The organism is Desulfomonile tiedjei (assembly GCA_016212925.1).
In the GTDB taxonomy this organism is placed as follows: Bacteria; Desulfobacterota; Desulfomonilia; order Desulfomonilales; family Desulfomonilaceae; genus JACRDF01.
The window spans coordinates 15,363-41,114 of the sequence record JACRDF010000003.1; the positions used below are offsets into that span (position 1 = coordinate 15,363).

Annotated in this window: 21 protein-coding genes; 15 read left to right on the forward strand and 6 right to left on the reverse strand. The window is 54.5% G+C overall.

Going from position 1 to position 25,752, the window contains the following annotated elements:
• Nucleotides 1-2 precede the first annotated feature (2 nt).
• The 12 genes from HY913_00700 to pbpC all read left to right on the forward strand — a co-directional run bounded on the left by HY913_00700 (nucleotide 3) and on the right by pbpC (nucleotide 15,631).
• The gene (locus tag HY913_00700; protein MBI4961770.1) at nucleotides 3-1,256 is read left to right on the forward strand and encodes an acetyl-CoA C-acyltransferase; all 1,254 of its coding nucleotides are present in this window, start codon (nucleotides 3-5) and stop codon (nucleotides 1,254-1,256) included.
• Nucleotides 1,257-1,262: 6 nt separating this feature from the next.
• Entirely contained in the window at nucleotides 1,263-2,453 is a 1,191-nt protein-coding gene (locus HY913_00705) for a thiolase family protein (protein MBI4961771.1), read from the forward strand.
• A gap of 179 nt (nucleotides 2,454-2,632) precedes the next feature.
• On the forward strand, nucleotides 2,633-4,417 hold the full coding sequence (locus HY913_00710; protein MBI4961772.1) for an acyl-CoA dehydrogenase: 1,785 nt from the start codon (nucleotides 2,633-2,635) through the stop codon (nucleotides 4,415-4,417).
• Nucleotides 4,418-4,640: 223 nt separating this feature from the next.
• The gene (locus HY913_00715; GenBank protein MBI4961773.1) at nucleotides 4,641-5,921 is read left to right on the forward strand and encodes an ABC transporter substrate-binding protein; all 1,281 of its coding nucleotides are present in this window, start codon (nucleotides 4,641-4,643) and stop codon (nucleotides 5,919-5,921) included.
• A 129-nt stretch (nucleotides 5,922-6,050) separates the two neighbouring features.
• The gene (locus tag HY913_00720; protein ID MBI4961774.1) at nucleotides 6,051-6,920 is read left to right on the forward strand and encodes a branched-chain amino acid ABC transporter permease; all 870 of its coding nucleotides are present in this window, start codon (nucleotides 6,051-6,053) and stop codon (nucleotides 6,918-6,920) included.
• A 1-nt stretch (nucleotide 6,921) separates the two neighbouring features.
• Entirely contained in the window at nucleotides 6,922-7,962 is a 1,041-nt protein-coding gene (locus HY913_00725) for a branched-chain amino acid ABC transporter permease (GenBank protein MBI4961775.1), read from the forward strand.
• A 45-nt stretch (nucleotides 7,963-8,007) separates the two neighbouring features.
• Nucleotides 8,008-9,714 (forward strand): long-chain fatty acid--CoA ligase, encoded by a 1,707-nt coding sequence (locus tag HY913_00730; GenBank protein MBI4961776.1) that lies wholly within the window; start codon nucleotides 8,008-8,010, stop codon nucleotides 9,712-9,714.
• A gap of 1 nt (nucleotide 9,715) precedes the next feature.
• Nucleotides 9,716-10,483, forward strand: a complete 768-nt coding sequence (locus tag HY913_00735; protein ID MBI4961777.1) for an ABC transporter ATP-binding protein — start codon at nucleotides 9,716-9,718, stop codon at nucleotides 10,481-10,483.
• A gap of 46 nt (nucleotides 10,484-10,529) precedes the next feature.
• On the forward strand, nucleotides 10,530-11,234 hold the full coding sequence (locus HY913_00740) for an ABC transporter ATP-binding protein (GenBank protein ID MBI4961778.1): 705 nt from the start codon (nucleotides 10,530-10,532) through the stop codon (nucleotides 11,232-11,234).
• Between the two features lie 57 nt (nucleotides 11,235-11,291).
• Entirely contained in the window at nucleotides 11,292-12,473 is a 1,182-nt protein-coding gene (locus HY913_00745) for an ABC transporter substrate-binding protein (GenBank protein MBI4961779.1), read from the forward strand.
• Nucleotides 12,474-12,790: 317 nt separating this feature from the next.
• Nucleotides 12,791-13,081 carry a hypothetical protein gene (locus HY913_00750; GenBank protein ID MBI4961780.1) on the forward strand — a complete coding sequence of 97 codons (291 nt, stop codon included), beginning with the start codon at nucleotides 12,791-12,793 and terminating at the stop codon, nucleotides 13,079-13,081.
• 216 nt (nucleotides 13,082-13,297) lie between these two features.
• Nucleotides 13,298-15,631 carry a penicillin-binding protein 1C gene (gene pbpC, locus HY913_00755; GenBank protein ID MBI4961781.1) on the forward strand — a complete coding sequence of 778 codons (2,334 nt, stop codon included), beginning with the start codon at nucleotides 13,298-13,300 and terminating at the stop codon, nucleotides 15,629-15,631.
• A 421-nt stretch (nucleotides 15,632-16,052) separates the two neighbouring features.
• Here the strand turns inward: pbpC and HY913_00760 are convergent, their stop codons facing one another.
• Nucleotides 16,053-16,328 (reverse strand): hypothetical protein, encoded by a 276-nt coding sequence (locus HY913_00760; GenBank protein MBI4961782.1) that lies wholly within the window; start codon nucleotides 16,326-16,328, stop codon nucleotides 16,053-16,055.
• 31 nt (nucleotides 16,329-16,359) lie between these two features.
• A complete protein-coding gene (locus tag HY913_00765) occupies nucleotides 16,360-16,686 on the reverse strand; it encodes a hypothetical protein (GenBank protein MBI4961783.1) in 327 nt (108 codons plus the stop codon).
• Between the two features lie 234 nt (nucleotides 16,687-16,920).
• On the opposite strand from HY913_00765, the gene HY913_00770 reads away from it, so the two are divergent.
• Nucleotides 16,921-18,852, forward strand: a complete 1,932-nt coding sequence (locus HY913_00770) for a PAS domain S-box protein (GenBank protein MBI4961784.1) — start codon at nucleotides 16,921-16,923, stop codon at nucleotides 18,850-18,852.
• A 286-nt stretch (nucleotides 18,853-19,138) separates the two neighbouring features.
• Here the strand turns inward: HY913_00770 and cydB are convergent, their stop codons facing one another.
• From cydB to HY913_00790, 4 genes are all read right to left on the reverse strand, one after another.
• Nucleotides 19,139-20,164, reverse strand: a complete 1,026-nt coding sequence (cydB, locus tag HY913_00775; protein MBI4961785.1) for a cytochrome d ubiquinol oxidase subunit II — start codon at nucleotides 20,162-20,164, stop codon at nucleotides 19,139-19,141.
• Nucleotides 20,165-20,182: 18 nt separating this feature from the next.
• On the reverse strand, nucleotides 20,183-21,502 hold the full coding sequence (locus tag HY913_00780) for a cytochrome ubiquinol oxidase subunit I (protein MBI4961786.1): 1,320 nt from the start codon (nucleotides 21,500-21,502) through the stop codon (nucleotides 20,183-20,185).
• Nucleotides 21,503-21,640: 138 nt separating this feature from the next.
• Entirely contained in the window at nucleotides 21,641-22,138 is a 498-nt protein-coding gene (locus HY913_00785) for a rubrerythrin family protein (GenBank protein ID MBI4961787.1), read from the reverse strand.
• A 70-nt stretch (nucleotides 22,139-22,208) separates the two neighbouring features.
• Entirely contained in the window at nucleotides 22,209-22,607 is a 399-nt protein-coding gene (locus tag HY913_00790) for a transcriptional repressor (GenBank protein ID MBI4961788.1), read from the reverse strand.
• Between the two features lie 808 nt (nucleotides 22,608-23,415).
• Between HY913_00790 and HY913_00795 the strand changes: the two genes are divergently transcribed.
• Nucleotides 23,416-25,002, forward strand: coding sequence for an efflux RND transporter periplasmic adaptor subunit (locus tag HY913_00795; GenBank protein ID MBI4961789.1), 1,587 nt, complete (start codon nucleotides 23,416-23,418; stop codon nucleotides 25,000-25,002).
• A gap of 33 nt (nucleotides 25,003-25,035) precedes the next feature.
• A complete protein-coding gene (locus HY913_00800) occupies nucleotides 25,036-25,746 on the forward strand; it encodes an ABC transporter ATP-binding protein (GenBank protein ID MBI4961790.1) in 711 nt (236 codons plus the stop codon).
• Nucleotides 25,747-25,752 lie beyond the last annotated feature (6 nt).

The following is a 25,752-nucleotide window of genomic DNA, read 5'->3' on the forward strand; positions in this document are numbered from 1 at the left end:
GGATGAAGGAAGTAGTCATCGCGGCCGGAGTAAGAACGCCTGTGGGCAAATATATGGGCTTGCTCAAAGACGTCCCGGCATACGATCTTGCGGCCCTTGTACTTGACGAAGCCGTCCGACGTGCCGGACTCGATCCGAGCATGGTGGATCAGGTGGTTTTGGGACAGGCCTATCAGAATGGCGAGTATGTGAACACCGCCCGTATGGCCCTACTGAAAGCCGGTTGGCCTGAACGGGTCCCTGGGGTGACCTTGGATGTCCGTTGCTGCACCGGTCTCGAAGTGGTCCGCTATGCTGCTGCTTTGATTTCATCAGGACAGGCCGACATCGTTGTGGCCGGCGGGGTTGAGAGCATGAGCAACGCCGAATTCTACCTCCCCGGCAGTGTCAAATGGGGCATCGGCGGAAGCAGGGGCATGCCGAAAGGCCACGGCGACCTCTCGATCTGGGGGCTTCCTCTGTACGATCGCATACAAAGAGCGAGAGTGATGTCTCAGCCGGAGGAACGATATGGCATCCTACCGGCAATGATGACCTGGGCGGAGACTGGAGCGCAAGAGCATTCCATAACACGAGAACAATGCGATCAGTGGTCTCTGGAAAGCCACCAGAAAGCCTGTGCGGCTATTGAGGCCCACAAGTTCGCGGAAGAGATGATCCCGGTAAAAATCCCCCAGCGCAAAGGGGACCCGCTAGTCGTGGATCGGGACGAAAATCCGCGTGCCGATACAACACTGGAGGCATTGGCTCGTCTCAAGCCGGTGCTTGGTGGGGTGTGCACTGCGGGCAATTCTTCCACCGAGAATGACGGCGCGGCTGCGGTCGTGGTGACGTCAGCCCCCAAGGCTCTGGAACTTGGCCTGAAACCTCTTGCCGTGTTCAAATCCAGCGCGTTGGTCGGGGACGATCCGCGAAGAACCTATCGGACAGTGCCTCGTGCGGCGGACAAAGCATTGCAAGCCGCGGGTCTCTCCTTGAAAGACATTGAGTTGATCGAGATACAGGAGGCTTTTGCCGCACAGGTCTTGGCTGACCTGGTAGAAATGGGCATTGGACCCGAGGATTACGCAAGAGTGAACGTCAACGGCTCGGGCATCTCCCTTGGACACCCGATAGCCTGCACGGGAACGCGGGTGCTGGTTACCTTGCTGCACGAAATGAAAAGACGCGGCGCGAGGTATGCGCTCGAATGCATCTGCGGCGGTGGTGGACTAGGCATTGCCGCTGTTCTGGAAAGAAATAGCTCTCAGGAGTGAGGAACATTGAGCACTGAATTAAGTGATGTGGTGGTTATCGACGCGGTCCGGACCGCATTCGGGCGAGCTGGAGAAAAAGGGATCTTCTGGAATACAAGGGCCGAGGACCTGTGCGTTCCGCTGGTGAAGGCCCTTTTGACTCGCAATCCTGCCGTCAAACCGGAGATGGTTGAAGACAGCATTTGGGGTGTCACCAACCAAGTCAAGGAGCAGGGAGGCACGCTCGGGAGAATGGTCCCGATGCTCGCCGACCTGGGCTGGGAAATCCCTGGGTGTTCCGTGGATCGTATGTGCGCAAGCGGTCTGACCGGAATCGGGTTCGGAGTGACATACATAGCGAGCGGCATGGCTGACTGCCTCATCTGCGGCGGTGTGGAGCACATGGGGCATTTGCCCATGGGATTCATGCGAGATCCGCACCCCAGGGCCGAGGAAGTGATGGGGGACGCGTCCGCATTCAATATGGGCATGACAGCGGAAAATATTCATGACAGGTTTCCTGAATTCACGAAAGAAATGGCCGACGTATATGCGCTCGCATGCCAGCAAAAAGCGGACAGAGCGATCAAAGCGGGCAAGATGAAGGACATGCTCGTCCCCATAGAGGTTGAACAGGAAGACGGCACCAGGAAATGGATTGATAAGGACCAACAACCAAGGCCCGAAACCACCATGGAGGGGCTGTCCACGCTGAAAACCCCATTCAGGGAAAACGGAAGGGTTACCGCGGGGAATGCGTCAGGACTAAATGACGGTGCGTCCGCGGTCCTTTTGATGTCCCGAGAAAAGGCCCGGGAATTGGGCCTTACGCCCAAAATGAAGTGGGTTTCAGCAGGAGTGGCTTCAGTTGACCCGAGGATTATGGGTACTGCGCCGGTCCCGGCCACGCAAAAGGCCCTGGCAAAGGCGGGGCTGACCGTGGAAGAACTGGATCTTATAGAGATGAACGAAGCCTTTGCGGTGCAGGCCCTCTATTGCCTTGACAGGTGGGGACTGGCATGGGATGACCCGCGAGTCAATCCATGGGGCGGGTCTCTCGCGTATGGACATCCGCTGGCCGCGTCCGGACCTCGTCTAGTGGCTTTTCTTGCAGGGCTTTTCAAAGAAAATCCCAATTCCCGATACGGATTGACCACCATGTGTGTGGGCAGAGGACAGGGCTATTCGATGATTTGGGAGAATCTAATCGCCGTCTAGTCATGTCCTGTCGAGGACGAGTCCGAAGGGCATCGAGGACGGCTGTGGATCCTTGGTGCAAATTCGTAAGCCGCAAAAAACCGATCAAAATCGGGGAGAAACGAGAAGTGTAATCACCGGATGGAATGCCGTGACAAACATCCGGACGCTGCTGCGGCCCAAGAAGGAGGCACTCATTTATGAGTCATTTTAGGCTAAATGAACGAGATATTTATTTCATACTGAAGGAACAACTGAATTACGCGAACCTGTGCAAATGTGACAGATACCGAGATCTCGATGTGGACACACTGGACATGCTCGTTGCCGAGGCGGCCAAGTTCGCCAACGGCGTCGTGGCGCCACTTCAGGAGGTGGGCGACAAACAAGGCGTGACCTATGCGGATGGCACGGTGAAATGTGCTGAAGGATTTCGCGAAACGTTTCATCTTTTTGGAGAAAATGGATGGATTGCGGCCACCAGCGATACGGAATACGGCGGGCAAGGCTTCCCCAGCATGATGGGCATTGTCGTCAACGATCTCATGTATGGTGCGTGCATCTCCTTTCACATGGCTCCAAGTCTGACTCATGGGGCCGCTCGCCTCATCGAGAGCTTCGGCGCCAAAGAGCTGAAGGAACGGTTCATTGCCAACATGTTCTCGGGCCGGTGGTCAGGTACCATGTGTCTCACTGAACCCCAGGCCGGCTCAAATTTGGCCGCTATTAGGACAAAGGCCATTCCGGAAGGGGATCATTTCAAGATCAAGGGGACGAAGATTTTTATCACGTGGGGAGACCACGACCTTACCGACAACGTTATCCATCTTGTTCTGGCCCGAATAGAGAACGCACCGCCAGGGGTGAAGGGTATCTCGCTATTTGTGGTCCCCAAGGTAAGAGTGCTCGACGACGGCTCCCCGGGAGAACCCAACGATGTGCTTTGTGCAGGCGTAGAACACAAGCTGGGACTACACGGGTCGCCCACCTGTGTTCTAAATTTCGGAGACAATGATAACTGCATAGGATACCTGTGTGGCGAAGAGAACAAAGGTCTCCCACACATGTTCCAGATGATGAATAGTGCCCGCATCAACATCGGAGTGGCCGGAATAGGCATAGCGAGCACCGCGTACCAAAATGCGCTGGCGTACACGAAAGAACGCATTCAAGGAGCCGACGTGGCCCGAAGGAAGTCCGGAGAAGTCCCCATCATAGACCATCCGGACGTGCGCCGCATGCTCCTCTGGATGAAGGCCACGGTGGACGGCATGCGATCAATGGCCTACACGGTGGGCTACTGGTTGGATCTGTCGGTCCATTCGGACGATGAAGAGGAGAAGCGCCGCTGTCAAGCGCTCGTGGAGTTCATGACGCCAATCGTTAAAGCGTATTGCTCGGATATGTGTTTCAGGGTCTGTGAGTCAGCCATCCAATGCCTCGGCGGGTACGGCTTCACCAGGGAGTACCCTTTTGAACAATACTTGAGAGACTCCAAGATACTGTCTCTTTACGAAGGGACAAACGGGATCCAATCAATGGATCTCATGGGGCGGAAGTTGATGATGAACGGGGGCGAACCTTTCAAGGTATTCATGGGGGAACTCCAGTCTTTCTGCACCGCGAATGCCGACCACGCCACCCTTGGCTCATGCGTCAAGTCCTTATCGAAAGTTGTGGCAGGCCTTAACGAGATGGCAAGCAAGATGCGCAAAACGATGGAGAGCGATCTGCCTCAATGGGCCGCGGCCACTTATCCTGCACTCATGTGTTTTGGAGAAGCCATCATGGTGTGGCGACTCCTCGACATGGCCGCGATAGCACAGAAGAAGATCGACGAAGGGGACACGAACGATTTCTATACGGGCAAAGTCATGCAGGCAACGTATTTTGCGGAAACCACAATACGTACGCTGCTGGCTCGCTTGCAGATAATCGGCACGCCGGCGCGGGAAGTTGTCGAGATGCCGGAAGACGCTTTCTGAAAGCCCCGCGGACAGGGAGTTACCGGAATGAAGAGTGATTATAAGACCATCAACGTAGATCTGAGAGACGGCGTAGCGGTTCTTGCAATGAACAAACCGCCGGTAAGCCGGCTACTCACGCACCGACAAGGCCTCGGATGAAACGGGGTCAGACGATCAATTCCTAACGGCAAAAGTGGAACGTCCAACCAACTGTATTTTCCCCGAGAAAGGAGAGCGTCACATGAAAAGGTCGAGTGTTTTTGGTGTTGTCTTATTGTTCCTCACGCTGGTATTATGTTCGGGTTTTCACGCCTGGGCAGCGGACCCTATCAAGATCGCGATCGTCGGACCAATGCAGTTTACCCAGGGAGAGGGGCACTGGAACGGGGCCACCATGGCTGCCGAAGAAATCAATAAGGCCGGCGGAATCTCTGTAAAAGGAACCAAACGCACCATTGAACTCATTAAGGTGGACTCTAATGAGTTCTTGAGTATTCCTGACGCCACCAATGCCATGGAACTGGCCATCAGCAAGCATAAAGCAGACTTTGTGATGGGCGGTTTTCGAACCGAGGCTGTGCTGGTGATGCAGGACATCGCCATGGACAATAAGAAGATCTTTTTGGGATGCGGCGCAGCCCATCCCGAACTCTGCGAACGGGTGACAAAGGATTATGACCGGTACAAATACTGGTTCCGAATTACCCCTATTAATTCCAAACACCTTGTTGCGGTGGACTTCATTCTTCTTGACATGGTGGCTAAAGCCATTACCAAGGAGTTGGACATCCCGAAGCTTAAAGTTGCCATTGTTGCCGAAAAAGCTGCCTGGGCAGACCCGATGGTGAAGATCGCAGAGGGCAAACTCCCCCAGATGGGCATGGAGGTTGTTGGCGTCTGGCGCCCTTCCCCCACTGCTACGGACACTACGGCGGAGCTTTCAGCGATTCAGCGTGCCGGCGCGCATATCATTTTCACCACCTTCTCGTCCTCAGTGGGCATTCCGCTTGCCAAGCAGGCAGGGGAGCTTAAGATCCCTGCGGCGGTCGCGGGAATTAACGTTGAATCTCAAAAGGACGGCTTCTGGAAAGCTACAGGCGGAAAAGGGGACTACGGTCTCACCGTGAACACTTATGCACGCGTAAAGATCACCGACAAGACAATCCCATTTTTCGACAAATATCTTGAGAGGTACAAAGAAGCTCCGAATTATAATGCCGGGACTTACGATGGCCTTTACCTTCTGAAGACTGCAGTAGAGAAGGCCGAGACCCTGGAAGCGGACAAGCTGGTGCCGGTGTTGGAGAAGACCGAGGTCACTGAGACTGCGGGAAAATTGGTATTCACCAAGGATCACGACGTCACGTGGGGACCGGGTTTCGTGACCGCGATAGGGACCCAATGGCAGGATGGGAAAAACTTGTGCGTATGGCCCAACGGATGGCAGGGAGTCAAGTACGAAGGTACTGTGGAATATAAGGTCCCGCCGGTGATGGTGGAACACTATAAGAAAAAGAAGTGAGGCCGCCTTGCCCCGAAGGTTCAGTTGGAAGGCCTGGGCTGCGGAATCGGCACAACGGCCTGAGTTTCAATTTTCATAATCAGATCCGTCTCAATGTGCTTTTTTTGAGTCGATCCGTGGAGTCTATTTATGATCCAGGAGATCATCATTAATGGGCTGATCAACGGCAGCATATATGCTCTGTTGGCCATAGGTTTTTCGCTGATCTTCGGGGTGGCGCGTCTTGTCAACATCGCGCACACCGCACTATACATGACCGCAGCATACTTCATCCTCATCGGTCTTGATTATTGGGGGATGTCGGCTCCCTTAGCCGCTTTGCTCGCAATCGTCATAACCACTATGTTGGGGCTCATTTGCTACCAGTTGGTCATCAAGCCAATTCGTGAGCACGAAGGCGCTGTGCTAATAGCCACAATCGCTTTGGCAATGGCTATCCAGGAGATCTTTTTGATCGGTTTTGGAGGCCATTACCTTGGCGTACCTCCCGCGGCAACAGGATACCTATTCCTGGCAGGGGTCAAAGTGGCAAAGCAGCACCTGCTGGCCCTGGGAGTGTCTGTGCTCGCCTTGGTGGGAACTTGGGCCCTTTTGCTAAAGACCAGGATTGGCCTTGGAATCAGATGTACCGCCCAGGACCGGGAGGTGGCCAATCTGATGGGCATAAACGTTAACAGGGAGATCATGATGGCGCTGGGTATTTCAGTGGCTATGGCCGCGGTAGCCGGCGTCATCGTAGCTCCGCTTCGCGTCATTGATCCGCACATGTGGATGGAACCGCTGATCATGATGCTGGCCATCGTGGTTCTCGGAGGGCTGGGCAGCATCAAAGGGAGTTTCATTGCGAGCTACATTCTTGGTTTTACCGAGGCATTGGTGGTCTTTGCCCTTCCCATGGGGGCGTTCCTCAAAGTCACGGTAGCCCTCTCCATCATGATTCTAGCTTTATTAATCCGCCCGGAAGGTTTATTCGGCGTGGTGTTTGAGGAAGAGAGATAGCATGGGAATCATCTGGTTTCATATTAGAAAAGCCTTCACTTTATTCAGGAGTGAGGTGTTGGTGCTTCCGAGTCGAGTGGCCGTCCTGGTGTTTGTGGTAGCGCTGCTTGTTCTGCCTGTTTTCACCCAGGATCCTTACCTGCTCCGGGTCCTGATTTTCACCAGCGTTTTCGCGATTTTCGCTGCCAGTTGGGACCTGCTGTCGGGCTTCACCGGCCAGATGAATTTCGGGCATGCGCTGTTTTTTGGAGTGGCTGCTTACACGAGCGGCCTCATAAATGTGCACTTCAAGGTGCCTTATTTTCTGAGCATTCCGGTAGGTGCCTTTGCCGGAGTTCTGACCGGTTTAATCGTGGGGATTCCGTGTCTCAGGCTGAGGGGCACTTATCTGGCCCTGACCACGCTGGCTTTTCCCATCATTCTCATGGGCTTGGTATTTTCTTTTCCGGATGTGACAGGGGGCGAGTTGGGGGTTATGGGGTTGGAGACCCTGGCCCGCTCGCGAATTCATGTTTACTACGCCTCCGTGATCTCGATGCTCGTGTTGACTTCCATCATGTGGAAGATCACCGATTCCAATACAGGGATATTATTTCATGCTATCCGTGAGGATGAGCTTGCGGTCAGAGCGGGCGGCATCAACACGACTCGCTATAAGCTTCTGGCCTTCTGCCTGAGCGGTTTTTTCGCAGGAATCGCCGGAGGGTTATATGCTCACATCATGCGGACCGTCGGCCCCTCCACCTTGGAAGTTTCGCTCTCTTTCCAGGTGATTATCTGGTCTATCTTCGGCGGTATCGCTTCCATTTATGGCCCTGTGGCCGGCGTATTCATCCTGTTTCCGCTGGCGGAAGTCCTGAGAGCATTTCCCAAGTACCGTATGTTGATATTCGCCATACTGGTTCTGCTGACCCTGATTTTCATGCCGCAAGGGCTCATTCCCTGGATTCGAGACAAGATCGAAAAAGAATGTCCGAGGTGCAAGGTGAGAAGCATTGCCACTCGCAAAACCTGCAGAATATGCGCCGCTTCTCTGGATTAATGGGACTCTGTCCTGACAAAGACTATTTGCGTGGAGTAGAAACTGATGGATGCAAAAGAAACCTACATGTCCAAACCCTGGCTTAACCATTACCCCAAAGGGGTGCCCGCTACGGTGGAGGTCCCGGAAAAATCCGTCCCGGTACTCTTTGACGATGCCTCGGAAACCTATTCCGGGAAAGACGCCCTCATATTCTACGGCAAGAAGATTACGTACGGAGAGTTGCGACAGCTTGTGGATAAGTTTGCCACCGCGCTGGCAGATTTGGGAGTTAAAAAAGGGGAAACCGTCGCTCTCCATCTTTTGAACTGTCCCCAGTACATAATCGCGTATTTCGCCGCTCTCAAACTGGGCGCGGTGGTAACGCCGATAAGTCCGGTGTACACAAGCCAGGAAGTCAGACATCAGCTGATGGACAGCGGTGCAAATACCGTTGTCTGTCAGGATATTTTGTACGAGAACATAGAAAAAAGCGGCGTGAGAATAAAGAATTTGATCCTGACTAACATAAGTGAATACCTGCCCTGGATGAAGAAGCTGCTCGGGAAGAGCGCAATCGGAAAGGCATACAAACACAAGCAGGTTCCGATTGCCAAGAATCAGGAAGGACTGTATGAGTTTCAGGATCTCATCAAGAAATACCCGGCCCAACCTCCCAAGATAGAAATCGATCCCGACAAGGACGTGGCTGCGCTCCCATATACGGGTGGCACAACCGGGCTTCCCAAAGCGGCAGTTTTGACCCACAGGAATATGGTGGCATTGCAGGCTCAGGCCCAGGCATTCTGGCAGGATGTGTTGACTGTCGGCGATGATGTGATCATAGCTTTTCTGCCTTTTTTTCACATTTATGGGCAAGTAGTTATCATGCTGTCTTCGCTCGTCAGAGGCGCGAGCCTTGTCTTGCTTACCACTCCCGATTTGGACGACATCCTTCAGTCAACTGAAATGTACAAGGCGTCGATCTTCTTCTCTGTGCCCACGATGTTCGAGTATCTCAAAGAATACGAGAAGACCGACCGAGTGGATTGGAAAAGAATTAAGATGATCGGATGCGGGGCTGATACCCTTCATGCATCTACTATGAAGGATTGGGAACGCAGGACTGGCAGCAAGATCACGGAAGGGTACGGCATGACCGAAACGACCGCGCTCAGCCATGGGAATCCTCTGCACAGAGTCAAAGCCGGCTCTTTTGGCGTACCCATTCCAAATGTTACTGCTGCGATCATCGATCATGACGGCCTTGACTTTATGCCCGTCGGTGAAGTCGGCGAACTCATCGTTAATGGGCCGAATATCATGCAAGGATATTGGAATCGGCCCGAAGAGACCGCAGATTCCTTAATAGAAATCGATGGCAAAAAGTGGCTCAGAACAGGCGACTTGGCAAGCATGGATGAAGAGGGGTACTTCCATTTCTTTGATAGAAAACGTGATTTGATCAAGCACAAAGGTTATGCGGTGTTTGCACGGCATGTGGAAGAAGTTTTGTACCATCATCCACAAATCAAGGCTGCAGGAGTCGTCGGGGTGCCGGACCCGAAAGTGGGGGCAATAATAAAAGCGTACGTCGTGTTGCAGTCAGAGGCCAGAGGCAAGGTTTCAGAGGAAGAGGTCATCGCCTACTGCAAGGAAAACCTGGCTCATTACAAGGTCCCCAAAATCATTGAATTTAGAGGTGAGCTGCCCAAGACGGACGTGGGCAAGGTATCTCGCCGAGAACTCCGAGAAGAAGCCGAGGAGAGCTGATATGGCCGAGTCCCTGCTCGAAATCAGAAAACTCAATAAGAACTTCGGTGGGCTTTTGGCAACCAACAGTGTCGACTTCGTCATGAACCGCGACGAGGTTGTTGGTCTCATCGGTCCTAACGGAGCGGGCAAGACCACCTTGCTGCGGTTAATCATGGGCATTCTTAGACCCGATTCGGGAAACATCCGTTACAAGGGCACGGATATCGGGGGTCGTAAGACATGGGACATTGTAAACATGGGGATTGCCTCTACGTTTCAGAACATGAGGCCGTTTAGACGATTACCGATCATTGCGAATGTGATGGTTTCGTGTTTGTGCCCGCGCGCCATGAAAAAGGGTGAATGGGTGAAGAGGATCGAATCCAAGGCGATGGATGCCCTGGAATTTGCAGGCATCTCTGACATGGCGCTTGAAAAGGCTTCCACACTCTCCCAGGGAGATCTGAAGCGCCTGGAAGTTGCACGGGCAATAGCTACCGAACCTGAACTGCTCCTCCTGGATGAACCGTTCGGCGGCCTCAGTCCGGCAGAAACGGACCTCATGGCAAAATCCATCAAGAGGCTTCACAAAGGGGGACGGTTCGGCCGGCTCCATAGTGAAGGCCCGGCGATGATCATTGTGGAACACAAACTGCAGCAACTCATGAAGATCGTGGACCGCATTGTGGTACTCAGTTTCGGCACCGTCATTGCCGATGGGAAGCCGGAAGAGGTTGTGCGGAACCGGGAAGTAATAGAAGCGTATTTCGGGGAAGGAGGCATTTGAGGTGCTCCTCACAATTACCAATCTGACTGTCATTTATGACAGAGCAATGATTATCAACGATCTCTCCATGAATGTGGCTCAGGGCGAACTCGTTAGCCTTGTCGGTCCCAATGGCGCCGGGAAAACCACTGTCCTCAGGGCCATGACCGGACTGGTGGCATGGGAAAAGGAGAGCCTTCGAGGCACCGTGGGAGGGGAAGTCACCCTGAAAGGTGAGGTGGCTTTCGATGGCGAGCGAATAGACACCCTTCCTGCACATGAGATTGTGAAGAAAGGTCTGATCCATTGCCCTGAAAGACGCAGACCGTTCAGGGAAATGACCGTGCTGGAGAATCTCATGGCCGGCGGCTATCTGGTGAAGGATAAGGCTGAGATTCGGAGCAATCTGGAAAAAGTCTATGAGTTATTTCCCATTCTTCATGGCCGCGCGGGTCAAGTCGCCGGTACCTTATCCGGCGGGGAACAGCAAATGCTGGCCATAGGCCGCGCTTTGATGTTTCATCCTAAGCTTCTGTGCATCGATGAACCTTCCACCGGACTGGCGCCCATTATGCGAGCAGAGGTCTTTAAGAAAATTGAAGAGATCTGCAAGCTGGGAATAACCGTGCTCTTGGTGGAACAGGAGGTGAGCACAGTCTTTAAGATGGCTTCCCGCAACTATGTGCTATCATCGGGAAAAATCATCGCCGAAGGATCTGGAGCCGACTTGCTCCAGGATGAAGTCATTCGTAAAACTTACCTGGGGCTTTAACAACCTCTATTGGCACGGATTCTGCCAAATCCTGCCGTCATCACATGGGGGGGTATCATGTACAAGACGCGAACTGTGATTCTTTTAATCCTTGCGACGCTTTTGTTGCTTCCTCCGGCCACAGTGGTATCCGCGGAGGAAGATTTAACAATCGCGTCGGTGCTGCCCTTGACCGGACCCTACGGCCCCGCGGGCGTACAGGGCGCAGCCGCGCAAAAGGATTGCGTGGCCATCATTAACGACGAGGGGGGAATCAACGGCAAGAAGCTCAAATATGTGATTGAGGACGGCCAGTACAAGATTGACGTGGCGATGGCCGCGTTTCGGAAGATCATGGCCAACGACAATCCCATGGTATTTTTCGGTGAAAGCACCGAACAGGCCAAAACGATCGCTCCGGAGATGAAGAACACCTACAAGATGCTCTTCGGCACCGCGGGCTCTTCCAGCGAGCTTGCCGACACGGCCATGAATCCTTATTCGTTCGTTACCGGTCCCACCTACGGTGACCAATTCGGAATACTTCTGAAGTATATTGCCAAAGAAAAGCCGGGAGCGAAGGTCGCTTTTTTCTACAGCGACACCGAATTCGGGAAGGACCCCATCAAGTTCGGCCGGCTTATGTGCGGCAGGCTGCGACTCAAGCTGGTGTCGGAAGGGGTGGTTCCGCCGGGCTCGAAGGATCTGTCCGCACAGATCGGCGATTTGAAAAAAACCGATCCCGATTATGTGATTTTCCAGGGATTCCTGTACGAACCAGTGCCTCAAGTGATTAAGGCTTGTAGGGACCTGGGCATGAAATGCAAATTCATGGGCACATTCTATGGGTCATCCAAGTGGATCCTGGACAAGCTCGGTCCCTTGGCCGAGGGTTACTACGGCATCAGCCCTTACATGTGGTGGTGGGACGATGACGTGCCCACGATCAAAAAGATCAAGGACTACACGGCGAAAAACTACCCGGACGTGAAGTTCAGGGACCTTAATTACACGCGCGGCTTTATGTCCGTACTCATCGCCGCCGAGTGTATGCGACGCGCGGACAAAGCCGGAGAGTTGAACCGTGAAGGCGTGGCAAAAGCCTTGCAGACCATCAAGAATTTCGATTCCGGAGGCCTTTCCGCACCTTGGACTGTCCGTAACAATAGGTTTCCCGTGGCTAAAGTGTGGTCCGCCAACCCGGAGAAAGGTATCTACGAACCCGCGTCCGAATGGATCAGACTCGACAAGTATGATTGATGGTCCCTGCGACCTTTTTGAAATGGCCGTCTATATTCTGCGTGGAATCCTATGTCCGGGAAACCTGCCCGGTCCGGCCGCTACTGTACCAAGGTAGCGGCCAGAGCCTGCCCTGGACCGCGATCCGGGGTCCCTGCCGGCCATTGTAAAGTCACTTCTTTGAAGGCTCAGCGGTATCACGAGTAATTGGGTTTGATTCCGAGGGTAAGGCCGCGGTATGCTCAACAAACCACGGATGTCCGTGGAGCGGAATTGATGCTGCCTACTGGTGGTACTGTCCACCTGAATTGGCGTGCCGAAAGAAAGGAGTCACAATAATGAGCCTGAAAAGAATGATGCTGGTTGTGGCGGTTTTGAATGCAATGTGCTTGGCCGCTGTCATCACGGCCACGGCGGCCGAAGGGGAGGGAGCGGATCGCATTGAACTGGAAGAACTCAAGGCCATGCTCGGGAGCCCCGATCTGGTGGTCGTGGACGTCCGCCGGGGCGAGGACTGGGAAAAGAGCGATATCAAGATCAAAGGCGCAATTCGAGAAGACCCCAAGCTGATCAGTGAGTGGTTTTCCAAGTATCCAAAGGACAAAACCCTTGTCTTCTACTGCGCTTGACCCAGCGAAGGCACGAGTGCCCGTGTGGCACAGGGATTCGCTAAGAAGGGTTACCCCGCGGTCTTCGCTCTCAAAGGTGGCTGGGTGGCGTGGGAAAAGGCCGGGTATCCCACTGAGAAGAAATAGGTTGGACCGGCTGCAAAACCGCGCAAGGTTTTGGGGCCATTTCTGCTCTTCGTTCCACAGACAGGCTCAATTCTGGTAATATATTGGGTCATGGAACCCCATAGAGACCGTACCTTTGCCCGCTGGCTCGCCGTCGTTGCGTGCGCAGGGATTGCTGCGGTGGCGGCGCTGGTGATTTACCAGACCCTTCCCGACTATCGAAATGCGGTCAAAGAGCAGCGGAACCGCTTCGGAACCGCGATCCTGGATCGCAACGGCTCCATTCTAAGACTGTTTCCCGATGGGAAAGGGCGGATGGGCCTGTGGTGTGACGGGAGTGCCTTTCCGGCCCATCTCAAGGCCGCGGTCATTGCGGCCGAAGATCAGCGCTTCCGTTACCACGCGGGTTTCGATCCCATCGCAATCGTTCGCGCTCTGTATATCAACCTTCAACACAGAAAGACGATTTCGGGTGCTTCCACCATAACCCAGCAGGTGGTACGGCTGATTCGGCCTCGCCCAAGAACATACAGCGCCAAGATCGTGGAGCTGCTGGCCAGTGTAAAGATGGAGTGGCAGCTCACCAAAGAACAAATCCTCGAATTGCACCTCAACCTGTCGCCCATGGGTGGAAACATTCGTGGGGCAGGGCTTGCGGCCCGGACCTATTTCGGCAAGGACGTGGAGAACATCACCGTGGCTGAAGCGGCTGTCCTTGCCGCACTGCCGCGATCGCCCTCCCGGCTGGACCCGCGGCGGCCCGCAGGTCGCAAGCTGGTCCTGGGTGACAAGGATCGCATTCTGAAACGCATGGCCGCACTGGGATGGATCAGTGATGATCAGATGAAAGTAAGTCTCGGGTCCACTGTGGTGTTCAAGAACCGACCGATCCCGATTCAAGCGCCCCACTTTGTGGATCTGGCGTTGGCCACCAGCGGAGAGACGGGCCCCACGGTCAAGACGACTCTCGACGCGACCTTACAGCAAGGCCTCGATCAGGTCCTCAAATCCCATCGGGACCGTCTCCGAAGGCTGGGAATCAATCAGGCGGCCGCACTCGTTGCCTCGTGTCGGAACTCGGAGGTGCTGGCTCTGGCGGGGTCGTTCGGGTACAGCGAGCGCGATCAGGGCTTCAACAACGGTGCGCTTGCTCAGCGCTCTGCCGGTTCCACGCTGAAGCCGTTCCTGTACGCTCTGGCGCTCGAAAAAGGCTACGGAAGCACCTCGGAGATCTCGGACACCGACCGTGTCTATCAGACCCCCCACGGCGACTACATGCCCATGAACGCGGATCGTCGGGAGTACGGGCCGGTGAATGTGCGGTCTGCGCTTGGCAACTCGCTCAACGTCTCCACGGTGAAGGTGGCTCGATGGGTAGGTCTCGAGGATTTCTATCGCCTGTTGGATCGCGTGGAAGTTGTCACGCCGAACTCCGCGCCGCCTGAGCACTACGGCCTGGGTTTGGCGGTGGGCAATGTGGAGGTCAGCCTGTACCGTCTGGTCCAGGCGTACCTGACTCTCGCTAATGGGGGTGAATTCCGGCCGTTGCGCGTGGCTCCCGGGCCCGCAGAGTCCACTTCGCGCGTGTTGTCTCGCGAAGTTTCTTACGTCATTACCCACATTCTCGCTGATCCGTCGGCTCGACTGCTGAGTTTCGGAAACCCTGGATACTTTGACTTCGGGTTCCCTGTCGCGGTGAAAACCGGCACCAGCAGCAACTATAGAGATGCGTGGATTATTGGTTACACCTCCCGGCACGTGATCGGCATATGGGCTGGGAACTTCGACGGCCGCCCAAGTCCGGGCAGGATGGGCGCGGGGGTTTGCGGCCCGATACTGTCGGACGTGGTCCGACTTCTGTACGCCACGAATCCTCCTGAGGTCTTCGCCAGGCCCGCGACCGTACGAGAGGAGACGGTCTGCTCCATGTCCGGAAGGCGAGCTTCCCCCCGATGCCGCTACGCAACCACGGATCTCGTAACCGGCAAGCACCAGCTTGCCATGTGCGACCTGCCGCATGAAGGCGAACACCATCTTCTAGGGGCCGGCTATGCCAAGTGGCTCCACCGCCGTGAGGCGCGGCATGGAGTGAGCCGATTTAGGCTCATGAAGCCCGAGGCCGCGATGCCGTCCAGTGATGGAGGGATCAGTGGCCGTGAAGGCTCCAGACGACCAAGTCCCGGATCTCATGCTTCCAGGATTGAAATCGTCAGCCCGCACAACCGGGACCGTTTCATCTTCTCGCGGCATCGTCCCACCCGGATCGTGTTCAGGGCCTTGCCTGAGAAAGTGGTCGAGCACGTGGTCTGGTATCTGAACGGGACGGAACTGGCCAGGACAGGCCCGCCGTACGAGTTCTTCTGGGACGCGAGCCGCGGCCGGCATGAACTTCTCGCTGTCACGCCGGACCGGACCGCCGCAAAAGCAACTTTCTTTGTGGAGTGATGCAGGGAAAAGGAAAATTGCGGGGAGGACCTCTCTTGAAGACTCAGTTATGCACTTGGCAAAGAAGAGACTGATAACCTTGTCATCATCTCGGACCTGCATCTCCTGTAGGGGCGCATGGCGTGCGCCCGCATTGGGGCGACCGCAGGTCGCCCCTACAGGAGCAGGATATGAGACCACAATTCCGGGGAAAACCTTTTTGTAAACAGATTATGCTCCGAGCTGAACATAATCAGGGAGAATACCATGAACGTGTCATTGCCAGAGCGCAGCCCGAAGCAATTTGCTCTATTGGTGGGACAGGCGTCCCGCCTGTCAGTTTTTGGCTGGGTGGCCCGGACGCCACTCCTTTGATCACTGCCAAAATGCGCGCGTGTTTTGTGGACACGGCATCCCTCCCTTTAATGCCGGCACCGGCCTTTCACTTCTCCAGCGGCAGGATCTTCACCATCTCGCCTGATGTCCTGCCGAACACATCGGGATCGTACATGAGCGAGACCCTCGATCCTCGCATCCAGAAGTCGCCTTCAGCCACAGCACGAGCCAAGTACGAGTATTGGAACGTCCCTGACCACGCGCGATCCTTGAAGACTCGGACGCCGTCGTCACGGAATTCAGAGAAGTCCGGTGAAAATCTCGGCCTTCCTGCACCTGTACCCTTTGCGGCTCCGGATCGTCCGTAACAAATGAATTTCATTGTTCGATTTTGGCGCGTATGGAGGGAGCCCTTATTGTGGCCCTCTTTCCTGTTCCTTGCGGGTGATCAGTCGCCCATAAACGAGCAAAGCGGCGGCGTTGATGAGGGATGCGGCTTCTTCAGGGCTGGTTCCTTCCATACCTATGCAGTGGTGTGGCTCCCCATCGGGGAAATATGAACGTATAAGCGCTCCCTTGCCGGTCACCTCGTCAATCTTTACGACGTAAGCTACGGATTTTTCCACCGGTATTTTGACCACGAATCCGTGAAGGCTTTGTGTTGCCGAGGGCTCAAGGCCTCTATCCTTTGACCATTCGAGCCTTCTTAAGATTTCGTTGAATAAGTCTTTAATCAGCATTGTTGTCTCACTTATGATTTATCTGCCGGGTCGGCTAGCCATTGTAGCTATATTCCGGACCACAGCAAAGAAATCTTTGGGGTTAGATGTCGGTAAGATTGCCCGGTGTTGGTGCAGGGGCTGACGGTGGCCCTTTTGACTTGGTTCCGGGGCTGACTTATTCTTAAAAAAATGGATTTACACGTGGTCCGAGGTCATCGCAACTCGGAATCGCCCCACGCCGGAGCCCCTCACATGGAAGCCCAAGAAGAGATGGAACCCAAACCTTGCACTCAAACAGCGGACCCACCGAAACGTTTTCTTAAGAATGAAATCTCCGCGTCTGAGAGCCACGGTCCGGACCAGTTGCGGCAGCATGAGGGGCCGCCTTTCCACAATCAACCCTCGGAAAGTCTTGGGGAAGGAAATCCCAGCCCGGAGCAGCCCAACAGAGGATTTGCATCGGGGATTGACCAGGCCGCCGAGGCCGAGAAGGCTTTGCTGGAAAGTCACGAACGACTTCTCTCGGTCGTGGAAACCGCTAACGATCCCATTATCGGTGCTGACAGCCTCGGTAACATCATCATGTGGAATTCGGCTGCTACCAGCACCTTTGGCTATTCAGCCGAAGAGGTCGTGCATCGACCTGTAACCGTCCTAATGCCCGAGCGGCTCCAGATATTGCATGAACACGCGATGCAAAGAGCGATTTCAGCAGGCAGCTTGTATTACCACAAACGAGTCCGTGAGGTGTTCGGTCGCAAGAAGGACGGCACGGAATTTCCGGTAGAGGTATCTATTTCAGCGTGGCGTACGCGGCAAGGGATGTTCTTCACGGCCATCGTCAGAGACATTACCGAACGCAAGCAGAAAGATGAAGAGTTGAGGAAGGCCTATGAAGACATGGAGTCACGTGTGGTTCAGCGGACTGCGGAGCTTGTTGAACTGAATGAAAGCCTGAAACAAGAAATTAATGAGCGGAAGCGGATAGAGGAAATGCTGCGGAATTCGGAGCAACTCTATCACACGCTCGTTGAAGAAGTTCCGGATGTGATTTTTGTTCTCTCCAATGAGGGAAGATTTACCTACCTTAACGCTCAGGCGGAGCGACTCCTGAAACGACCTCTCCCGGAGCTGCTCGAAACTCCTCTCGTCTCTCACGTGGTGCCTGAAGAGAGAGAAAAAATTGAGTCGATCCATCAACTGGACCGGGATTCCATATGGGATGAAGAGATAAGGCTACTGGACGCAGACGGAGAGGAGAAATTTGCTCGAATTCGCTGCAAGAAGCTGGAACGTACCGGGAAAGGCAGAATGCATTACGAAGGCGTGATGCGAGATATCACTCGGAGGCGAAGGTTGGAAGAACAGTTGAAGGAATCCCGGAAACAGTTGATGCAAAAGATCCGTATTATCGACGAGCTTTACGCGCATATTGTTGAATCGGGGAAAGCCAGAGCCATTGCCGAGCACACAGCCGAGGTGGCCCATGAACTGAGGCAGCCTCTAACCATTATAGGAGGCTTCGCGCGGCGAATAGCCAGGCAGTTTGATTCGGTCAACCTAACAAACGCCGCAGGGCAAGCGGAAGCCGTTCGAATCATAAGCTCCGAAATTCAAAGGCTCGAAAAGATACTCAACACCCTAATTGACTTTACGAGGCTGGAAAGTGTCGTCCAGCAAATGACAAATCCCAATGCCATCATTCAAAATGTCCTCAACCTATATGAGGAAGCCCTCGGTGAGAAGGGCCTTAAACTCGATGTTAACCTTCGCGACGGGATCGGAGAGATTCTTTTGGACCCTGACCGGTTCGAGCAAGTGGTACGCAATCTGGTTTCCAATGCCATGGAGGCTTCGCCATCCGGAGGAACCATACACGTAGAAACAGGGCTTTCTACTCCCAGCGACAAGGCCCTGGAGACGGCGGCTCTGGAATCGGCAAGCTATTTTGAAATGAAGATCCGGAATCACGGTCCGATGATCAAACAAGAGGACCTCCAGAGGCTGTTCAGTCCGTTCTTCACCACGAAGAGTTATGGCACTGGAATAGGGCTGACCGTGTCCAAAAAAATTGTTGAGGCACATAAAGGATCGATTTCCGTTCGCTCGGACGACCGCGGAACTACGTTTGTCGTCTGGCTTCCCCTGGATCGGCAGGAGCCTGCTGCACGGCAAACGGCATAGTGAACCGATCCTCTAAGTTAATGTCCGAATGACTAATGGGTGCCACTGCTGGCTTGCCCAGCAGTGTTTTCGCACTCCGGGTAGGATGTGGTGAGCGCAACGAACCGCATCGCTTACTTTAAGGACACGAATGATGCGGCTCCCTTGAGACAAAACCTCTCGCAACCCATATGCCGTCAAAAGGGCGAGGGTCCCGCGACGGATCTGCTTTATCTTGATCCATCGCGGGTCGCAGGGCGTGTTGACAATTCGGCACACTATTCCCGGAATCACAAGACATCTTCACTCAGTACGCCTCTTCGGCGGACAAATCCTCCTGCGTCACTTTGTCCTTGAACAAGTGGTAGCACCAGATCTGGTAGATGAGCACAATGGGCACAAAAGTTAATGCCACACCCAACATGATTTTCAGGGTAAGGGGGCTGGACGATGAATTGAAAATCGTGAGACTGTATGCCGGGTTCATGCTGGACGGAAAAAGATTGGGGTACAACCCGACCACACCGAATAACGTTGCCCCGACAATTGTTAGAGAGGATGCAAACCAGGCCTTCCACCACGCCCTTTTTGCGATGAATACGCGTGTGGCCAGCAGTGCTGCTACAGTTATTAAAGGTATCAGCAAGAGCACCGGGTAGGTCAAGTAATTCCCGTATAGATTTGTGGCAAACCAGGTGGCTCCGAGGAATATCACGGCCACAACCAGCAGGACCCACCAGATCCCTCCGGCTGCTTTTCCCGCTCGATCCTCCAGAGGCGCCTCAGCCTTGATCGCCAGCCACAACGAGCCGTGAACGAGGAATAGGAGCACGAACAGGATGCCCCCCAAAAGTCCGTACGGGTTGAGCAACGTGAGCAAATTGCCGTGGAAATCGCCTTCCGCGTCGATAGGTATGCCCCGGAAGATGTTAGCGAACGCTACACCCAACAAAAGGGCAGGTAAAAAGCTCCCGAGGAAGAGGCACACGTCCCACAGCTTCTGCCATGCGGGATTGTCTGACTTGCCCCTGAATTCCAGAGCTACCGCCCGCAGTATCAAGGCAAACAGCAGCAGCAACAGAGGAGTGTACAAGGCGCTGAACATTACGGCATAGGTGGTGGGAAACGCTGCAAAGGTGACTCCACCCGCGGTAATCAGCCATACCTCGTTTCCGTCCCACACAGGTCCCATGGCATTATAGGCTATTCGCTTTTCGGTATCATTGCTCGATATGAACGGTACAAGGGTCCCCAGCCCGAGATCGAAGCCGTCAAGCATGAAATAAACGGCCCACAGCACGCCCCATAGCAAAAACCAGATTGTCTCCAGCATGATTTCTTCCCCCCCTTCCTAAGCTTTGGTCGCGGAAATTGGTTCAGGACCCTTCCGAGCGTATTTAAAAACCAGATAGAAACAGGCTATACCCAACAGGGTATAGACAACAATAAAAGCCGCGAGCGATAGCCCCACTTGAGACCCGGCTATTTTGGAAGCCGCGTCGGTGGTTTTCATCATTCCATAAACTATCCAAGGCTGTCGCCCGATCTCAGTGACTGTCCAGCCGAGTTCGGCCGCCAGGTAAGGGAGGGGAATACAATAAATGAGTAGCCGAAGCAGCCCCGGGCTGCTCTCCGGCGTGTTTCTTTTGAACCAGGCAATAATGCTTACCAAAGCCAAGAAGAAACCGAGCGCAACCATCAGCCTGAAGGACCAGAAAGTAGCGGTTACGGGAGGTCTCTGATCTTTCGGCCACTCTTTGAGCCCTTTGTAAACTCCTTCCCGGTCGCCCAGAGCCACCCAGCTCAGCAGTTTCGGTATACCAAGGAATTCGACCTTGTTGCGCTCGTTTGCCTCATCCGGGATGACGAACAGATACATCGGCGCGCCCTTGGTCGTTTCCCAGACCGATTCGGCCGCTGCCGCCTTGGTGGGCTGGGCTTTCATCATTTCTCTTCCGTGGAAGTCACCGATGACGATTTCCGCAATGGCAAAGATGACGGCAAAAGTAGCCGCGATCCTGAAAGATCGCTTAAAAAGAGAGACTTCCTGATTTCTGAGCAAGTGGTAACCACTGATCCCCATGACAAAAAAACCGGCCAGGATATAGGCCCCGCTGATGACGTGCAGGAACATCCAGACAGCGTACGGCTGAGTCACGATAGCCCAGAAATCGTCCAGTTCTGCTCTTCCGTTGCGAATCACGTACCCTACGGGGTGCTGCATCCAGGAGTTGGCCACCAGAATCCAGTACGCTGAAATGTTCGAGGCTGCGGCGACGAGCCAGATGCAAGCCGCGTGGGCTTTCGGGGAAAGCTTCTTCCACCCGAATATCCATACTCCGATAAATGTTGATTCAAGGAAGAAAGCAAGTGTGGCTTCTATTGCCAGGAGAGAACCGAAGATATCCCCCACGTACTTGGAATACCTGGACCAGTTGGTCCCGAACTGGAATTCCAGCGTTATTCCCGTTACCACCCCCAGGGCAAAATTGATGACAAACAATTTGCCCCAGAACTTGGCCATTCTCTTGTACTCTTCGGTGCCTGTCCTGACATACTGGGTCTCCATTATTGCCACCAGAACGGAGAGACCCAATGTCAAAGGCACGAAGAGAAAATGGAAGTAAGTCGCTACCGCAAATTGCACCCGGGAAAGCCAGACAGCGTCCATATCAATTTACCCCCTTTTTGTGTCGTACCATGTGCCGAACTAAAACCCAACTTTGTATGGTCCGGCGGCATGCTCGTTGGCGATGAGGAGACACGCCGCCTTCTTACCTGATGGATCGCAAACCGGTACTAATCCCGGTCAATCAATTTTCCTGAACATCTCGCCTTTGACCCGGCAGACAGGGCATACGTCCGGAGCACTGCCTTCCGCTGTGAAGCCACAGGTAGGACACACATAATACGGATAGGTCTCCTGCGACGAGCTGAGGGTTTGCAGAAGCTTTTGGTAAAGCTGCGCATGCACCTTTTCAACTTCATTGGCGTAGTTGAAAGATCTCTCCGCCTCCTTGTTCCCTTCCGCCTTTGCCGCTTCAATCATCTCGGGGTACATCTGCTTGAACTCGAACGTTTCACCGGCAATGGCAGCCTCCAAATTCTGAGCGGTGGTGCCGATCCCTTTGAGTGCTCTCAGGTGATTATGCGCGTGAACGGTTTCAGCTTCTGCCGCTGCCCGGAACAGTCGAGCAACTTGAGGATATCCTTCTTTGTCCGCCTTGACCGCGAACGCGAGGTACTTGCGATTCGCCTGCGACTCTCCTGCAAAAGCACCCTTTAGAAATTCTTCCGCTTTTGGCATTTCTTCATTTCCTCCTGTCGAAATTGGCTGAATTAAATTGATGGGGATGGATTTCGCCCCACAAAAGGCATCAATTGTTGCCGTTACAATCGGGGCAAATTCCGGTGAACTCGACTCTGTGTGTCAATACTTTGTAACCGCTGAATTCCTTGGCCGTGTCTTCGATGCTTGCAACGGGCTCCATGTGGACATCGTCCACTCGGCCGCACGCATCGCACCTGATGTGGTAATGGTTGGCGGTGTTGGCATCGAAACGCCTCTGTGTGCCGGCAACGTCCAGTTTCCAAATCGAACCTTCATCCGACAAGATCTCAAGATTGCGATACACAGTCGCTATGCTGATCGTGGGAAGCTTGTGCCGCACCAGCCGATAGAGTTCCTCGGCGGTAGGGTGGCAGGTCAGCTTTCCCAATTCTTCTAGAATGACCCGGCGCTGCTCGGTCATTCTTCGCGGGGGGGTGGGTTTCATGCTGTGGCACGGTCTCCTTATCGCTAATGCGAATCAATAGCAACAGAATAAACGACCCTCTCCGCTAGTGTCAAGAATTTTTTTTGCTTCATGGGTTTTTTTTGAGGACGCACTGAAAATTCCAGGCGCGTTGGATTTGCTTCCTTGCTCAGCGCGGGATTTCGGTCCTGTCGACGACAGAGACTCCACAACTCGCCCGGAAGGTTAAGGGGTGCCCGGAGCAGCCCGGCGGTTCTTGACAATCTTAGTAAAGCTTGGTACAAAGAATTTGAGGATGGATTATGAAGAGGGCGAGTTCCTACACGCTGATTGTTCTTCTGTTTTGCGCTTGCACAGTTTTCACTCAAGCCGATGGCGTACTGAGGTCGCTGTCTTGTCCATGGTGGAAGACCGGTTCGCCGTATGCCGTGTGCGACCATGATCGAAATTGCCGCTGTGGCAGCTATGCAGTGGAGATCGCGGGATTCCCCGAAGATGCTTACCACGAATCCGATCAACGGTCCGAGAGTCCGGCCGAGGACGGATGCTGCGCAAACGGCTGCTGCAAATCTTTTCAACCAGTGACTTTCCTGGCCACTGGTGCTCTTTATTCAATCCGACCCGTCGATTTCCCGCCTGTTTTCGAGAAGATCCATTCCTTGCCCTGTTCCGACTATTCCAAGGCGCTTTTTCACCCCCCACAGGTATAAGCCGGCTATTTGGTGACCGGACCGTTCCTCGGTGAATCCCGTACCGAATTGCTTCGCTGTCGTACGCAATTTGCATAGGCGATTCCTATCGGAAACCGCGATGCCGCGGGATGCACCACATGATTGCAAAATCGATCGGGAAAGCAGCAGGTGAGGCTTTGGAAAAGAACCGGTTAGCGGACTTAAGAAGTCTGTCACGAAAAGCGCCAGAACCCGCCAGGGAGGCGAAAGTCCCCAGGCCGCGCTTCAACTGGAAGACTCGGGTTTTGGTCCCCTCTCTGATTTTTGGTGGATTTCTCGTCCTGTTCGGAATCACCCTGTCCCACGAGGTCCTTCCGACGCCACTGGTTCAGGCCGCGCCCGTGGTGGCGAAAAGCGTGCAAGGCGCCGTGACCGGCACAGTGACGGTTCAGGCGGCTGGTTGGCTGGAGGCGGACCCGTACAAATCATACGTCACGGCCCTCACCGACGGAATTGTGCGTGAGGTTCTGGTGCTGGAAGGGGAGCGTGTGCAACGGGATCAGGTCGTGGCAAGGCTGGTTGATGAAGACGCTCGCCTTGCCGTGGAACGGCTGGCAGCCCAAGTTCGGGAACGTGACGCCACCCTGGCGGCAGCGCGTGCCGATCTCTTAGCGGCACAGACCGAATGGGAGAATCCGGTGGAGCGCCATAAGGCCGTCCAGATGGGAACGGCCCAGCTGGCTGAAAGTAAAGCCACTTTGGAACAGCTCTCTGCGGAAATTGTCTTGGAAGAGGCTCAGTTGGTTCATGCCAAGAGCGACCATGACCGACGCGTGGGTCTGTATAGCTCGAATTCCATCTCAGACGCCGAAATGGTTCGCTTCCGCTCTCAGTTCCTGGCGCAGGAAGCCAAGCTTGGGGCCACTCGCATGAAGCATGCCGCGGTGAAGGAAACAGTAGCCAAATGCGAGGCTGATCTTAAGGCCGCTAAAGATCACATGGTCCTACGATCTGAAGAACGTCGCAAACTCGACCGGGCGCAAGCCGCGGTTGCACAGGAAGAAGCTCTGTTGGCACAGGCCGGGACTGCTCTTGCGGAGGCCGGACTGCGGCTGAAGCGCATGGAGATACGTTCGCCCATGGACGGTGTGGTCATGGGAAGACTCACCGAGCCGGGGTCCAAAGTCGTTATCATGTCCGACAATCCGGGATCGGCGCGAATATTAAGCCTCTACGATCCCGGTAAGCTTCAAGTTCGAGTGGACGTTCCATTGGCTGAGGCTGCAAAGATCGGCGTGGGCCAGGCTGCGGAGATCATGGCCGAGGTCCTGCCTGATCGCACCTTTTCCGGCGCAGTGACCCGGGTGTTGCACGAGGCCAATATTCAAAAGAACACCCTGGAAGTGAAAGTGGCGTTAACCGACCCCGATCCCCATCTGCGGCCTGAAATGCTGGCACGCGTGCGGTTTCTCGCGAAGACCGATTCGACGGATTCGGCAGAGAGGCAGCGGGTGTTCGCGCCGGAAGGGGCAGTCCGCAACCAAGGAGGGAGCGCGGCGGCTTGGGTGGTAGAGAAACTGGAAAACGGCCGGGGAGTCGTCGGTTCCAGGTCCGTAAAATTGGGACACACCCGGACCGCAGGGTGGATCGAGGTCCAGGAGGGCCTCAACCCTGGGGACTTAGTAATCACTCGGACGCCCGTTGAACTTGTTCACGGCAGCCGCATCAGGGTGCAAATGGATTAAGCCAATTTCAGGCCCAAATGAGAGGACTTATACATGGCCTATATTGAATGCCGAAAACTCACACGATCGTACAAAAAAGGGAACACCACCATAACGCCGTTGGAGGAACTCGACCTGGATATCGAGGAAGGGACGTTCGCTGCTTTGATGGGCCCGTCGGGCAGCGGCAAGACCACGCTGCTTAATCTTATCGCCGGAATTGACACCGCCACCTCAGGGTCGCTTGTCGTCGCAGGCGTCAGCCTCGCGGATCTGTCTCGGTCGCAGCTTGCCCATTGGCGGGCTGACATGATCGGTTACATCTTTCAGCTTTACAATCTCGTCCCTGTGCTTACCGCGTACGAGAATATCGAACTGCCACTACTTCTCCATGATCTCTCAGCCAAAGAGCGGTACATAAAGGTCTCTGCGGCCCTTGAACTTGTGGGTATCGCTGACCGGCACGACCATTTCCCAAATCAATTGAGCGGCGGGCAGGAGCAGCGCGTCGCCATCGCCAGAGCGATTGTTTCAGACCCCAAGATCATCGTTGCGGACGAACCCACGGGCGACCTGGATCGTGTGTCTGCCGCGGAAATCTTGTCCTTACTCCGCATGATCAACCGCGATCTCGGCCGTACCGTAGTGATGGTGACCCATGACCCTAAAACAACAGAGTATGCCCAGAGGACTCTTCATCTGGACAAGGGCAAGTTGTTGGAAAGGCCGGCCGGCGCGGACCGTGCTTCAGGGCTCCGGTCATGAGGAGGG

Coding starts and splice junctions, on each gene's coding strand:
- HY913_00760 (MBI4961782.1), bottom strand. CDS start 16,328: ATGAAATTCATTTGTTACGGACGATCCGGAGCCGCAAAGGGTACAGGT.
- HY913_00795 (MBI4961789.1), top strand. CDS start 23,416: ATGATTGCAAAATCGATCGGGAAAGCAGCAGGTGAGGCTTTGGAAAAG.
- HY913_00770 (MBI4961784.1), top strand. CDS start 16,921: ATGGAAGCCCAAGAAGAGATGGAACCCAAACCTTGCACTCAAACAGCG.
- HY913_00745 (MBI4961779.1), top strand. CDS start 11,292: ATGTACAAGACGCGAACTGTGATTCTTTTAATCCTTGCGACGCTTTTG.
- HY913_00790 (MBI4961788.1), bottom strand. CDS start 22,607: ATGAAACCCACCCCCCCGCGAAGAATGACCGAGCAGCGCCGGGTCATT.
- HY913_00750 (MBI4961780.1), top strand. CDS start 12,791: ATGAGCCTGAAAAGAATGATGCTGGTTGTGGCGGTTTTGAATGCAATG.
- HY913_00720 (MBI4961774.1), top strand. CDS start 6,051: ATGATCCAGGAGATCATCATTAATGGGCTGATCAACGGCAGCATATAT.
- HY913_00780 (MBI4961786.1), bottom strand. CDS start 21,502: ATGGACGCTGTCTGGCTTTCCCGGGTGCAATTTGCGGTAGCGACTTAC.
- HY913_00740 (MBI4961778.1), top strand. CDS start 10,530: ATGATTATCAACGATCTCTCCATGAATGTGGCTCAGGGCGAACTCGTT.
- HY913_00725 (MBI4961775.1), top strand. CDS start 6,922: ATGGGAATCATCTGGTTTCATATTAGAAAAGCCTTCACTTTATTCAGG.
- HY913_00735 (MBI4961777.1), top strand. CDS start 9,716: ATGGCCGAGTCCCTGCTCGAAATCAGAAAACTCAATAAGAACTTCGGT.
- HY913_00730 (MBI4961776.1), top strand. CDS start 8,008: ATGGATGCAAAAGAAACCTACATGTCCAAACCCTGGCTTAACCATTAC.
- pbpC (MBI4961781.1), top strand. CDS start 13,298: ATGGAACCCCATAGAGACCGTACCTTTGCCCGCTGGCTCGCCGTCGTT.
- HY913_00765 (MBI4961783.1), bottom strand. CDS start 16,686: ATGCTGATTAAAGACTTATTCAACGAAATCTTAAGAAGGCTCGAATGG.
- HY913_00800 (MBI4961790.1), top strand. CDS start 25,036: ATGGCCTATATTGAATGCCGAAAACTCACACGATCGTACAAAAAAGGG.
- HY913_00700 (MBI4961770.1), top strand. CDS start 3: ATGAAGGAAGTAGTCATCGCGGCCGGAGTAAGAACGCCTGTGGGCAAA.
- HY913_00715 (MBI4961773.1), top strand. CDS start 4,641: ATGAAAAGGTCGAGTGTTTTTGGTGTTGTCTTATTGTTCCTCACGCTG.
- cydB (MBI4961785.1), bottom strand. CDS start 20,164: ATGCTGGAGACAATCTGGTTTTTGCTATGGGGCGTGCTGTGGGCCGTT.
- HY913_00710 (MBI4961772.1), top strand. CDS start 2,633: ATGAGTCATTTTAGGCTAAATGAACGAGATATTTATTTCATACTGAAG.
- HY913_00785 (MBI4961787.1), bottom strand. CDS start 22,138: ATGCCAAAAGCGGAAGAATTTCTAAAGGGTGCTTTTGCAGGAGAGTCG.